Source organism: Hominimerdicola alba, assembly GCF_900112155.1.
In the GTDB taxonomy this organism is placed as follows: Bacteria; Bacillota; Clostridia; order Oscillospirales; family Ruminococcaceae; genus Hominimerdicola; species Hominimerdicola alba_D.
Genome location: NZ_FOKQ01000037.1, coordinates 20,534 through 34,131, shown reverse-complemented (window position 1 = coordinate 34,131; position 13,598 = coordinate 20,534). Strand labels below are relative to the sequence as shown.

The window sequence follows — 13,598 nt, the reverse complement described above, 5'->3', positions numbered from 1 at the left end:
TGAGCCGGCAGTCGGCAGGAATTATTACCAAGGGGCATGACCTCGCAATGGAGCTGCGCCGACGCCCTGTTATGGATAGGCAGAACGAAGGAAGTTGGGACTTCACGTGACGAATGATCCCGTTGGACAGAGGAGGTTTGCTGCCGTAACGGATATGGGTCGCATCAAGGCTGTCAAAACAGATCTCTCAAGACGTTTTGTTTGCTATACCCTGATAACGTTAAATCCGGCATTCAATGCTTTGGATCATCCATAACTTGGTTCATTTCTTGAACATAACTTTATGAAATACTGAGATTTCGCGAGTATTTACGAGATTTTACAAGATATTTTGAGGAGGTATTAAATGTTCAAAAACAAAGTTGCCGTCATAACAGGCGGCGCACATGGTATCGGCAAATGCATTGCCGATGAGTTCAGAAAAAACGGAGCAGTTGTGTGCGTTATCGACAAAGCTGAGGGCGATCATTTTGTCGGAGATATTTCTGACAAGAAAGTGCTTGAACGCTTTGCGACGGAAGTGATCGAAAAACACGGGCATATCGACTTTCTGATAAACAATGCTCTGCCCATCATGAAAGGCATCGAAGAATGCAGCTATGAGGAATTTCAGTATGCACTGGCAGTGGGCGTAACTGCACCTTTTTATCTTTCAAAGCTGTTTGCACCACATTTTTCTAATGGCGGAAGTATAATCAATATATCCTCATCACGGGACAGAATGAGTCAGCCACAGACCGAAAGCTACACTGCGGCAAAGGGAGGTATTGCGGCACTTACCCATGCACTTGCAGTCAGCCTTTCGGGAAAAGTTCGCGTGAATTCTATATCTCCCGGGTGGATAGAAACTGGCGGCAGTATTTACGATGGTGCAGATGCTTATCAGCAGCCCTGCGGGCGTGTGGGCGAACCTCTTGATATCGCAAATATGGTGCTTTTTCTCTGTTCCGACAAGGCAGGTTTCATCACAGGAGAAAACATCTGCATCGACGGCGGAATGACAAAGCTGATGATCTACCACGGGGATAATGGATGGAAACTGAATACTTAAATATATGACAAAAAAGTCCGGCTCAAAACCGGACTTTTCTGTTTACGACAGTTCTTTCGAAACCATCGTTTTCTTTTAAAATGATCTATAAGAGGAGTTTTATTACTGTACAGTAATATTGAAAGATCTGCTGTCGATATTATCGAGATCCCACTTGCCGTCCATCTTAGCAACGACTACCATCTCATAAGTGCTGTCAACTATCAGCTTGGGAGAAGTGTAAGAAGTATCTTCAGTGCGGCTGAGAACCTTCCACTTTCCTGCCAGTTTAACTGCAACAGCGTACTCATCAGCATCGTCCAGTTCATCCCAGTACAGTTTGAACTGATGGAACTGTCTGCTGTATTCAATATCGGTAACCTCAGGATATTCAGCATCCTTAGGAGATACAGTTATAGCATTGGAAGTATCAGCGTTCCACTTACCGTTGAACATTGCAACTACTGCTACCTTGTACTCGGTGCCGGGCTTCAGGTCTTTCAGAACATAAGAGTTGCCGTGACCCTGCTCCAGAAGTCTCCATGTGCCGTTTACATAACCTGCAACACCGTACTTCTGTGCACCGTATACGCTATCCCATTTCAGAGTTACCTTCTTATAACCCTTCTCGTAAGTAACTTCAGGATTGAACTTTACCTTTGCTTCAGTCTGGATAGAATTGCTGTATGCCTTGCCATCAACAAAAACGGTAGCAGTATAGATGGTCAGACCCTTAGAATAAGCAGTAGTAATGTTTACTTCCTTTTCGCTGATATCTTTCTCTTCACCATCTGCATTGTACAGCTTGGGTACTGCGGTGTATGTACCGTCTTCAAGAAGCATCCAGTTCCATGTTACATAGTTGATCTTCTCAATAATAGCACCCTTGCCGTCTACATATACGGAAGAAGAGGGATCGAATGCAGCACCGTCCTTACCATCTACGCCATCGGGATAGCCGCCCCATGAGTTGCTGCTCTTTACGCCCTTACCGCCCTTGCCGCCTTTAAGGTCAAAATCTCCACCGTAGATAGTGATCTTACCTGCCAGTGCATAGCCACCGGTTGCACCGCTGCCTGCATACCAGCCATCTCCGCCGTCGCCGCCGTTACCGCCCTGGGCGATAATTTTGCCGCCATAAACAGTTATATCACCTTCAATAGCAGCTACACCGGGAATGCCCCAGTTGCCATGCAGCCAATATGTAGCGCCGTAGCCCTGAGCAGAATCACTTGCAGTAGCGTTGATAGTACCACCATAAACATTTATAGTACCATTGATAGCGTTGTGACCGAACTGGTTTGTACCTTCGTTGGGAGCACCTGTTGCAACAAGTGTGCCCTCACCGTATACGTTGAGTACAGCGCCTTCTTCGATAACGATACCCTGAACTGCTGTAAGTGTAGCGCCCTCGTTCAGTGTAAGATTAACAACACCGGAAACTGTAATAACAGACTCTACAGTTACATCACCGTCAATAACATACTCGCCCTCAGTAAGTGCGCTGTAATCTACAGCTACAACTTCTTCTGCGGTAGTTTCATCATCGGTAACTACCTCATCAGCGGGGACTATCAGCTCTACTTCCTCAGCATTTGCAGTTACGCTTATAAAGCTGCAAATATTTGCAGGAACCAATCCTGCTGTCATGGTGAGTGCCATCAGAGCTGCTGCTACCTTCTTGCAATTTCTTCCTTTGTTCATTTTCAGAACCTCCTTAAAACAATTATTGATATAAAAGCGTCCCCTAAATTATTTACTATAGGGTCCACTCCTATTGACAGGTTAATTTTACATAAAGCACAGATTAACAAATAGTATCTTATTCAATATATACATATTGTCGAACCATAGAGTTATCGCACTTTTCAGGATATGAATTCATAACAGATTCAAATAATCGCCATATCATATATACGATTTATAAATCGTTATTTATGATAAAATACTGTAAGTTTGTAGTTATAAATAATATTTATATATATTCAATATTTTTACTATATTTTATCACAAAAGAAATCCCATCAATTCTACAAGCCCGAAACTACTTTGCTTACTCATAAATCACGAAAATGTTTCGTAGAATAATTTCATAAAAGTTCGTATCAGCGAACTTATTTTACATGTATTTCCAATCGTGTTGAGATACAAGAAAGTTTCTGCCCGCATAATGACAGTATCAATTTTTGATTATTCAGCGAGAAAAGTACCATTTCCCCATCTGCTATTTTTGAACTATTAATGTACAAGATAAATGTTCATCACTTTATTGGTTATTGTAATATAAAAAAACTAAAATGTCAATAGAACTTGCGTGAATTGTACAAATCTTGCGTGAACGGTCATTGAAATTCTTGTTTTTTTATTATGACTATGATATAATAAATATATTAAGTTGTACTACAATTAATTAATCGTTAATATCAAGTTATTCATTACTTAAAGGGGTGGAGTTATGGAACTTAATATTGCGGTGATCGATGATCTGGAACACGACCGCGAAGTAATAAGAAACTATCTTGACCGATTTTTCGGCGAAAAACACAATTGTACCATAAAAACTGCTGATTATACTTCAGCTGAGGAATTTCTAAAAAAATATAGAAAAGGAATGTTCGAGATCATTTTCCTTGATGTGTGCCTCGGCGAAATGGACGGACTTGCCCTAGCAGATAAGATCCGCATTGCAGACCACGATATCAGCATCATATTTATGTCTACTACACGGGACTTCGTTTTTCAGTCCTTCCCTTCACAGCCAAAGGGTTTTCTATGCAAACCCTTTGAATATGCTGACTTTGTCGATGTCATGGACAGAACTATAAGCGACTTTAATGCTGAGGACAAGCTTCTGAAAGTCAACATTCCACATATGGTGCTTGAGATTCCTCTTTCCGAGATAGTATCTGTGCTTTCAAACAATCACTCGGTTGATGTAAAACTCATCACCGGGGAGGTCAAACAAAGTATAATGCTGTTCAGCGAACTGGAATCCGCTCTGGAAAACGAACCGAATTTTCTGTTTTGCAACCGTGGTATAATAATAAATATGGACTATGCCTCACAGGTAAAAGGTGACCAGATAGTAATGCAGGACGAAATGATATACCCTGTACGCCGGCGCGGGCGAAAGGACATTCTGGCAAAATATACGAAATACGCCGCTTCGCGTATGCGCAGGAGGCTTGATATATGAATATCAGCCTTGTGCTAAGATATTTCACCGAGTTTGCCATGGTATTTCCTGCAGCCGCCATGGCAATAATCCCTGTGTATCGCTGCCGCAGAGTCAGCAAGACTTTTCTGTTCGGTGCACTGGCAATAGTGCTGACAGTATACACAGTAGGCGGTACTGTGTTGTGTTCAATGATGAAAATTTCCTCTAATAACATGCTTTTCGCATCGATGGCAGCGCTGTTCATCGTTTATAATTTCTGCTTTGAACTTCCATTTTTTCAAAAGCTTGTTTCATTTGCAAATTCCGTGTTTCTCTGCGGATTCTGCACCACTTACAACACATTTCTTACCGCACCGCTGGAACTAAAAAATAATGATAATGTTTATACCGAGCTTTCAGGGCTGATATGTCTTGGTATCACTGTATTGATCGGTCTGATCTTTTCACGAACGCTTATCAAGAAATTCCCCGAAATGTTTGAAACCGAAGAACTCGATCAGGTGTGGAAAGTGCTTTCTATCACACAGCTGCTTTCAGCTTGTATGATCATCTGGGTAAATCCTATCAGCGCTGAAAACGTCATGACAGGCAGACTGCGAAAGATCAGCCTTGTTGTATTTCTCACCGTCCCGATTGTGACATTTTTTCTATACCACATTCTGTGGTGGCTCTCGAAAAAGCTGACCGAACGTGCCGAATTGCAGCGAAGTCTTGACCTATTTAAAATGGAAGAAAACCAATACAGAAAAACAAGACAGTATTTGCAGGAGTCTTCTCAGCTGCGGCACGATTTTCGCCAGCATATACTGCTCATCAACGAATATCTGAAAAAAGGTCAGACAGATAAGCTGACAAAATACATCGCGCCTCTTGTTGAACATATCTCACAGCGCCACAACACCATATGCCAGAATCAGGCAGTTGACGCTATCGCAAACCATTATGATGAAGCCGCAAGATCTCAGGAAGTTAATGTAAACTGGTCGATAGACCTTGGAGAAGACCTGCCTGTTAAAGAATCGGATATGTGTGCAGTTATGGGCAATCTGGTTGAAAACGCCATACGTGCGGCATCGGAACTTGAAGACAATAAACGACTTGTAAATGTCAGGATCGGTCTTCTCAATCCGAAAACTATGGTCATTTCAATATACAATGCCTACTGCGGTAAGATAGAGCTTGACAAAAACGCCCTGCCCATCACAAACAAAGAGGGGCACGGTATCGGGCTCCATTCGGTGCAGAACATCGTGAAACGCTACAAAGGTTCAATGGTCATCGATACCAAAAACGGCATATTCAATGTTAGCATACTTATGTATCAGCCGGAATAAAAAGAAGCTAAAATTAAAAATATAACTTTGAAAAATCGACATAACTTTAAATGCAGCTCTGCCCGCTTAACGGATGGAGCTGCTTTTCAATTTAACGCAGATAACTATATGTGCTATCAACACACTATAGCGCATCAAACTATATTTCCTAAAAAGCCAGATCAGCTTTTCAAAATTCTTCGGAAATTTTTCAGAATAATGTAACCATTTTGATCAGTTTCCTGATTATCATAGTGAAGAGAGAAAGGAGGCTCACCCAATGTACGAGTTTGAAAATGACCGCGATCTTGTAGAACTGTTTTTATCACGTGATGCTGCAGCCGTGATAAAAACTGAGAAGCGCTACGGAAAAAGACTTAACGGGCTTGCCAAAAGTTTTCTCAGCGATAAGCGTGACGCTGAGGAATGTGTGAATGATACATATTTAAAGGCGTGGGATTCTATCCCGCCGCAAAAGCCGGATGATCTTTTTTCTTACCTTGCAAGGCTCTGCCGATGCACGGCATACAACATTATCGAGAAACAGAAGACGGCAAAACGCTCAGCGCAGCTAGTTGAACTCACACATGAAATGGAAGAGTGCATCCCTGATTCAAGCCGCAGTTCTTCACCCGATGACAAGTTTATTTCATCACTGATAAACGAGTTTCTTGACACATTGCCACGGTATAAATGCGATATATTCGTCAAGCGGTACTGGTTCGGAAAAAGTGTGGAACAGATTGCAATTGAAACAGGATTCACCACGAGTAAAGTCAAAACAACTCTTCACAGAACAAGAGAAAAGCTCAGGATATTTTTAGAGAAGAAAGGAGTACAGCCATGAACGGAAATGATATATTGAGAGCAATGAACGGATTGGATGACAGGTTCGTAATATCAGCAAACAGAGAACGAATAATACACAGTTCAAAAAAAACACTGCAAAAGCTCGCTATCGGCATAGCCGCGGCGGTGGTGCTTGCGATACCTGCGGGGGCTATATATACTCAGTTTGAGCACAAAGCTGCGGTGATGGAATACTTTGATGAGAAAACCGCTGATTATCTTGAAGACAAAGGTCTTGCCCTGAATTATGTAAGCGAGAACGAGCATTTGCGCATCACGGTAGACACCGTTCTTTCTGACGGGAATGTCGGCAGTATGGTGCTTACGGTTGAGGGTCTTGACAGCGAAGGCATTGACTATGTGGGAGAAAAACCGTTTTTTGATATGTACATAACAGAAAAAAATGATATTTCCACCGGTGATAAAATATTTCTTGAAGGCGGAGGAAGCAGGGATCATGACGTGGTTACCGATACACAATACTCATTACAGAAAGATCTTTATCTGTGCGATATAGATGTTGAAAAAGACTATGTCATGACATTTGATCTTGACAGAAGAGATAAGAAAAATGATCCCGTGCTGTTTGATGGGATAGCCTTTGATATTTCATTCAGACCGAATGTGGATGTAAAAGAATTTGAAGACGAAGACGGCAGACATATTTTCTTCTCGCAGATAGGCTTTTACACCGATGAAGAAGAAACCATACGTCGGCTAAACCATTTGTCGAACACATCAGAAGATATGCGGCTTCTGAGAAAGAACAGTATCCTGAGCGATGAGATAGATATAACATCAGCCACATATGACCGCTCTCCCGAAAAAGAAAAGCCAAAAGGCTGCGTCTGGTTTTCAAGCATAGTGGAGATAAGTGATTATAACGGTGCAAGATTAGGTGATATGCTTTTCAAAGAAGTTAAATAAAATATGAAAACGGCGTACTGGCGGGTGCGCCGTTTTTCATCTTCTAGATCATACAGACAGATGTCAATAACCCATTTCAGGAAATAACATATTGTATTTTTTTGTCGATTATGGTATAATGATACCCAAAGAAAAACTACCCGTGAATTGTGTTACTGATACCGAAAGGATAAAACAATGACCTACGAAGAAGCTGCAGCCGCTATCCAAAAGGGAAAATACCGCCATTACAAAGGCAACGAATATGAGGTTCTTGAAATTGCCAGACACTCCGAGACCCTTGAACCTATGGTAGTTTACCGAGCGCTTTATGGCGAACATGGTGTCTGGGTGCGACCTGCTGAGATGTGGGATGAGATCATCGAGAAAGACGGCAGGACATTCAGACGATTTGAAAAATGCGAATGATATCAAGACTTCATATTTGAGCAAGAAAGGAGTTCAGCCATGACCACACTTGAAGCTATAAAAACACGACGCAGTACCCGCAGATTTTCAGACAAGCATATCGAAGATGAAAAGCTTGATGCTATTGTGAATGCGGGACGTTTTGCACCAAGCGGGGGGAATTCCCAAAGCTGTCATTTCATCGTTGTGAGAAGCAAGAAAGTTCTTGCAAAGCTGGCTGAACTGGCGCAATCCGCTTTTGCTGAAATGGAGATCACCGAAGGGATGTACAAATCCATCGTCCATTCGATAAAGGCATCAAAGCAGGGCGGATATGTTTTTCATTACGACCCCGACTGCCTGATAATCGTTGCAAACCAGAAGGATTACGGCAACAATATCGCCGATACCGCCTGCGCACTTGAAAACATGATACTGGCTGCAAACGAGCTTGACCTTGGAAGTGTTTGGATAAATCAGCTTAGATGGCTGAATGAGGATAAAAATCTCCTTGAATACGAGCGCGAACTTGGTCTTGAAGAAAACGAGCGCGTATACGGTGCGCTGGCTATAGGTTATGCTGATACAGAGAATGGTCTGCCCGAGCGCAAACCCCTTGAAAGAACGGGTAACAAGGTCACATACATTACAGATGAAAGTAATGCTTAAGAGGAATATTATTTTTACGAGGGTGACAGCATGAAACTTGCAGAAGATCTGACTGAAAAACAGTTGCGAAAGATCCGCTATGTGATCGGTGACGCTTTTGTCAGCAACGAACTTTTTCATGAGTTCGGAAGTATCAATGAACGGCGGCCTCTTGTTCTGAAATACATGGCGGCGTATGTCGATCATGTATACGAGACACGCTCGCTGTATTTGACCGATGATGGTCTGGGATATATTGGTTTGCAGTTCAGCGGTGATCAATTTGCTCTTTCACAGATGAAAATGCTCTGGCGGATATTTCTGCGGCTCCCCTTTTGCAAGCTTAAAAATATGCTGGATCACATAACGCAGATAGCCGATGAAAACCGTAGGTACGCCCAAAAGCCCCATATCGATGTTCTTATGGTGGCAGTAGAAAAGCGTGCGCAAGGCAAGGGATATGCAACAAAACTGGTTTCATTCGCGCAGGATATGGCAAGGAAAAAGGGAGTTCCTTTACTTGCCGATACTGATATGAAAAACTATGCCGAAATGTATCAGCATCTCGGTTTTGAGCTTTACAACACTAAGACTGCATCAAACGGTGTGACAAGGTATAACCTTGTGTGGAAGCCGTAAAACAGATCAAAAGCAGGTGACAGCAATGAATATAAGACTGATAAATATCAAACGCGACAAGTCCGACCTTGAAAATATCAAGCGGCTTTATCATTCCGCTTTTCCCTCAGATGAACGTGCGCCTTTCGGGATACTTGTGAGCGGGGCTAAAAAGCCGAACGTAAATTTTTTCAGCTGTCGTGACGGCGAAAAGTGGATAGGTTTTCTGTATACGGTGAACTATCTCGATCTTAGTTATGTGTTCTATTTTGCTGTTGATGATGATCTGCGCGGTAAGGGCTACGGCACAGCGATACTCAAAGCGGCTCAGAAAAAGTACAGCGGAAGACGGCTTTTTCTGGCGATTGAGGAAGTCGAGAAAAAGTATAAAAACTACCAGCAGCGTGTGAACCGTCTTAGATTTTACGAGCGTGCGGGGTTTGTGAGGACGGGTCAGAAAATGCAGGAAGCGAGTGTGATCTATGATCTTATGAGCATAGGCGGCAGAGTACGAAATGAAGAATACCGAAAACTGATGATGTCATTCGGCGGACTTCGTATGCTGTTTTTCACCATTAAAATTCTTGATGACTGAACTAAAAAATCCAAAAGAAAACAGATCTTCATATCCTAAAAAACCGGAAAGGCAGCCACACTGAAATGTGACTGCCTTTCTGTTATAGCACACTATATTGGGATAAAGCTATTTAATAAGAACGGAAGATCAGTTCTGTTACTGACCCTCGTGGAAGAAGTAAGGCAGTGCATCATAGATGTAATGTCTTACATAACCCCACCAGTGGGTAGTGTTAGGAGCTTCCAGGAAGTAGAAGTTACCCTTAGACAGGTCACTGGTGTAGGTAAAGCGCTTAGTGTCGCTCTTAAGGGTGTTTATCAGAGGTACCATGTTTTCGTATGCCAAGTCTTTTGTACCGGTCGCAGCGATAACAAAGTAATCACTCTTGGAATAACCGCTCTTGTCAATAGCATTCTGGATACCGGATGCACCGTCCCAGCAGTGACCGGAGAGAGGCATATAGTATGCGCAGATGTCCAGGTTATTACAAAGCATCTTCCATGTAGAGCCGCCGCCCATTGAGAATCCTGCATATGCTCTGTGGAATCTTGAAGCCTTCAGGCCGCTTATGCTTGTATTGCCGTTTGCATAAGTTGAGTACTTGCCTTCAACATAAGGGATTATGCTCTGACGCATTTCGTTCCATACTGTGCCTGCACCCATATTGCCGTCATTTGAAGGACAGCCGTTGAAAGTCGGGCAAACAACGATCATGGGTTCGATATCACCGTTTGCGATCATATTATCCAGCATGAGGTCGATCTCGATGGAAGTATCGTTGAAACAGGTGTTCTCATTTTCTCCGCCGCCGTGCATCAGGTATAATACATTGTACTTCTTTGACTTGTCATAGCCGTAAGGAAGATAAACATTCATAGCCTTGCTGCCGTTGATGCCGTTATAGTATTCCTTGACAACGGTACCGTGCTTTGCAGGCTGAGTAAAGTAGTTGCTCGGAGCTTCTTTGTACTGAAGATTTGAACTGTATTTATATTGTACAGTTGCAGTTGCTGCCACAGGGAATTCTGTGATCTTGCCTGAAAGATAGGACTGAAGATATGTTACATCGGTATTATCAACTGTACCGCTCTGGTCAACATCTGCATTCTGTTTTGAAGTATTGTTTACGAATCCCTTGGATATACCTCTTCTGAGTTCAACAAGATCCATTACATTGATCTCGCCATCAAGGTTAACGTCACCTCTAGCAGGACCCTTGGCTACAACTACATTGGACTTGGGTCCGTCGATCTTTGTACCTGCGGGAGCAGCTATAACTTCGTCAATGAAGAAATCGCAGGTCTCCTCAGTAGTTTCAGCTACGAGAACGAGATCGGAAGCACCTGAGGGAATGGTATACTTTGAATTGTAAAGCTGAACGAACTCACCGCGGTTTGCATAAGCCTGTGCGATCTTATCGTAATAAGTTTCGCCATCCTTGCTGTACTGAAGTGTGAGCTTGAACTCGGTGGGATCAGAACCGGTAAGGTTTGCAAAGCAAGCACTGAAAGCATAGCTCTTGCCAGCTACGAATGTACCGGAGCTGAGGTTCTTCATTCCGCCGTTCCATGCATCTGTTCTGCCTGAAAGGCTCAGTGATCTGGAACCTTTATACTTTGCAGAAGTGCTTGTAGCCGCTGTACAGCCGCCTCTTGCAGACCAGTCATTTGTTCCGCTCTCAAATGTATCCTGGAAGAAATAGTTGTTTGTATTGGTCTGAGAAGATGAAGAATCGAGAGTTTCGATCTTTGTGCCTACGGGAGCGGCAATTATCTCATCAACATAGAAATCGCAGGTATCCTCGGTGGTCTCCACTACGAGAACGAGGTTTGAAGCACCTGATGGGATAGTATAGTTCGGATTGTAAAGCTGAACGAACTTGCCTGTGCTTCCTGTACCCTGAGCTATCTTGTCATAATTCGTCTCACCGTTCAGGTCATACTGCAGTGTGAGCTTAAATTCAGTGGGATCAGCGCCGTCAAAAGTAGAATAGCAGGCACTGAATGCATAGCTCTTGCCTGGCACGAATGCACTGGTGCTCAGCGATCTCTGACCGCCGTTCCATGTTGCACTTCTTCCCGAAATGCCTAATGAGTTAGAACCCTTTACCTTTGTGTAATTGCTTGTAGATATAGTGCAGCCGCCTCTTGCAGACCACTTGCCTGCTCCGCTTTCAAAAGTATCATGTATCAAATAGCCGTCTGCATCAGGTTCAACTATAGTGGGAGCATTCCACTCTGCGCGCTCATAGTCGAAATAGTCAACATCTACATAACCGCCTGTGGACTTTGTGGCATAGCTGTAGATAGCGTTTCTGTAACCCGTAAAGAGTTTCAGGTCATAAGTCATGCCTACCTGTGTGCCGATCTTAGTCCAGGAAGATCCATCGAGGGAGTAGTAGAAGTTTACTTTGTCGATATTGTTTGATACATTGTAGTTACCGTCAACGGTATTAAACTGGAAATCAGTCTTGAGGTATACGGTGTTTCCGTAGAGGGTGACTTCTTGCTGTATCTTATCGGCACTGTTCATTACATCGCCGTTGCTGTTGTAATTGCCGTTGGTAGCCATGTAGATCTTCTTTTCACCACTGTCGGTAACACGAACACCGACATTTCCGTAATTGTACTGGAATGCGGAAAGACCTGCATAGTCGCCTGCCTTCATGTGTGAAACATCCATCTTTATAACACCCGAACAGGAAGGACCTTCTGTCCTCATGGTCAGGGTATTTCTTGCATTGATGATGCTCTTTGCTATGTATCCGTTTTTAAGACGGAGCCAGCCGGGTCTTTCGGTAACAGACCAGTAATTATTATCGGGATTGTGGTTCCACTGCCATTCAAGCATCAGCTTATTGGAGCTGTAATTGAACTCATCGTCCTTAGCAAGCTGAGTACCTGCATGATTTCCCGGCATATCGAGCACAACGGGAGCCTTGCCGTTAACGCCCATAATAGGCCAGCCGTTCTGCCATGAAACAGGTACAAGAACAGGTATACGTCCAACCGAGCCATGATCCTGGAACAGCAATCCGTACCAGTTACCGTCGGGAGTATCAACTATACCGCCCTGAGCAACACCCGAGCCATAGGTACCGAGACCCGAATTGAGAACAGTCTTGCCCTCAAAAGAACCTGTCAGGCTCTTACTACGATAGCAAAGCTCAATTCTTCCGCTGCCGCTGGGCCATGCAATAAGGAATACATAATAATAACCGTTAATCTTCTGGATATGCGCGCCTTCACCTGCAAGTCCCGAAAGACCGGTCTTGATGATAGTTCGTTCCTGAGCGCCGTATGCAAAACCTGTCATCTGGGAATTGAGTTCCTTGATCTTGATATTTCCGTCGCCGCCGTATACCAGATAGTTTCTTCCATCGTCATCGAAAAGCATCGATGCATCGTGGTACATACCGCTTATCTCGCTCTTTGTCCAGTTGCCGCTCTCAATATCGGTGGTCTTGTAGATGTAGGACTTATTCGTGCCGTAGCTTCCGAAGAATACATAGAATGTACCCTTGTTATACCTGAGGCTCGCTGCCCAGGAACCATGTGCATAGTCGTGCTGACCATTTGAAAGAGTCTGCTTTGCACCATCAGCCATGGTATCGTATACATAAGAGCAGATCTCCCATGATACAAGGTCTTTGGACTTCATAACAGGTACACCGGGGCTGAAGAACATTGTAGTACTTACCATATAGTAAGTATCCCCTACTCTGATGATATCAGGGTCGGGTACATCTGCCCATATCACAGGGTTAGCTACCTGTCCCGCTTCAAGAGCACTTGCAGTCATAGCCGGTATCGATGCACCGGCAGCAGCAAAGCAAGAAGCAGCAAGTGCTGCCGATGACAGTACTGACAATATTCTTTTGGTAATCGTTTTCGAACTTGACATAACGTCTTCCTCCAATCTGACTTGGTCTCCCATATTTCATATTACCCAGAAGCATACTTCTGTTTTTTAAAGTGCCGTTTTACAACACTTTTTCGACTTGATCAAGTACCGAGCCTCAGCCGATCATCGCTGATATATTTTTCAAGTTGATATCTGCTAACAGTACAA

Annotated in this window: 11 protein-coding genes; 9 read left to right on the top strand and 2 right to left on the bottom strand. The window is 43.5% G+C overall.

From position 1 onward, the window contains the following. Positions 1-346 precede the first annotated feature (346 nt). The gene (locus BM265_RS15875; RefSeq protein ID WP_074962979.1) at positions 347-1,051 is read left to right on the top strand and encodes an SDR family oxidoreductase; all 705 of its coding nucleotides are present in this window, start codon (positions 347-349) and stop codon (positions 1,049-1,051) included. A 102-nt stretch (positions 1,052-1,153) separates the two neighbouring features. Here the strand turns inward: BM265_RS15875 and BM265_RS15870 are convergent, their stop codons facing one another. Next, positions 1,154-2,734 carry a fibronectin type III domain-containing protein gene (locus BM265_RS15870; RefSeq protein WP_074962978.1) on the bottom strand — a complete coding sequence of 527 codons (1,581 nt, stop codon included), beginning with the start codon at positions 2,732-2,734 and terminating at the stop codon, positions 1,154-1,156. A gap of 751 nt (positions 2,735-3,485) precedes the next feature. Between BM265_RS15870 and BM265_RS15865 the strand changes: the two genes are divergently transcribed. From BM265_RS15865 to BM265_RS15830, 8 genes are all read left to right on the top strand, one after another. Next, positions 3,486-4,226, top strand: coding sequence for a LytR/AlgR family response regulator transcription factor (locus tag BM265_RS15865; protein ID WP_074962977.1), 741 nt, complete (start codon positions 3,486-3,488; stop codon positions 4,224-4,226). Further along, positions 4,223-5,542: a sensor histidine kinase gene (locus tag BM265_RS15860; RefSeq protein WP_074962976.1), complete on the top strand. Its 1,320-nt coding sequence runs from the start codon at positions 4,223-4,225 to the stop codon at positions 5,540-5,542. The genes BM265_RS15865 and BM265_RS15860 overlap by 4 nt, the downstream gene beginning before the upstream one ends. Before the next feature lie 259 nt (positions 5,543-5,801). Further along, entirely contained in the window at positions 5,802-6,368 is a 567-nt protein-coding gene (locus BM265_RS15855) for an RNA polymerase sigma factor (protein ID WP_074962975.1), read from the top strand. Beyond that, on the top strand, positions 6,365-7,297 hold the full coding sequence (locus tag BM265_RS15850) for a hypothetical protein (RefSeq protein ID WP_074962974.1): 933 nt from the start codon (positions 6,365-6,367) through the stop codon (positions 7,295-7,297). Before BM265_RS15855 ends, BM265_RS15850 begins: the two co-directional genes overlap by 4 nt. Before the next feature lie 177 nt (positions 7,298-7,474). After that, positions 7,475-7,705, top strand: a complete 231-nt coding sequence (locus tag BM265_RS15845; RefSeq protein ID WP_074962973.1) for a DUF1653 domain-containing protein — start codon at positions 7,475-7,477, stop codon at positions 7,703-7,705. 39 nt (positions 7,706-7,744) lie between these two features. Then, a complete protein-coding gene (locus BM265_RS15840; RefSeq protein ID WP_074962972.1) occupies positions 7,745-8,353 on the top strand; it encodes a nitroreductase family protein in 609 nt (202 codons plus the stop codon). A 30-nt stretch (positions 8,354-8,383) separates the two neighbouring features. Next, positions 8,384-8,971 (top strand): GNAT family N-acetyltransferase, encoded by a 588-nt coding sequence (locus BM265_RS15835; RefSeq protein WP_074962971.1) that lies wholly within the window; start codon positions 8,384-8,386, stop codon positions 8,969-8,971. 25 nt (positions 8,972-8,996) lie between these two features. Beyond that, on the top strand, positions 8,997-9,545 hold the full coding sequence (locus BM265_RS15830) for a GNAT family N-acetyltransferase (RefSeq protein ID WP_074962970.1): 549 nt from the start codon (positions 8,997-8,999) through the stop codon (positions 9,543-9,545). 138 nt (positions 9,546-9,683) lie between these two features. On the opposite strand, the gene BM265_RS15825 is transcribed toward BM265_RS15830, so the two are convergent. Continuing rightward, a complete protein-coding gene (locus BM265_RS15825) occupies positions 9,684-13,430 on the bottom strand; it encodes a family 43 glycosylhydrolase (RefSeq protein WP_081358492.1) in 3,747 nt (1,248 codons plus the stop codon). Positions 13,431-13,598: the final 168 nt, after the last annotated feature.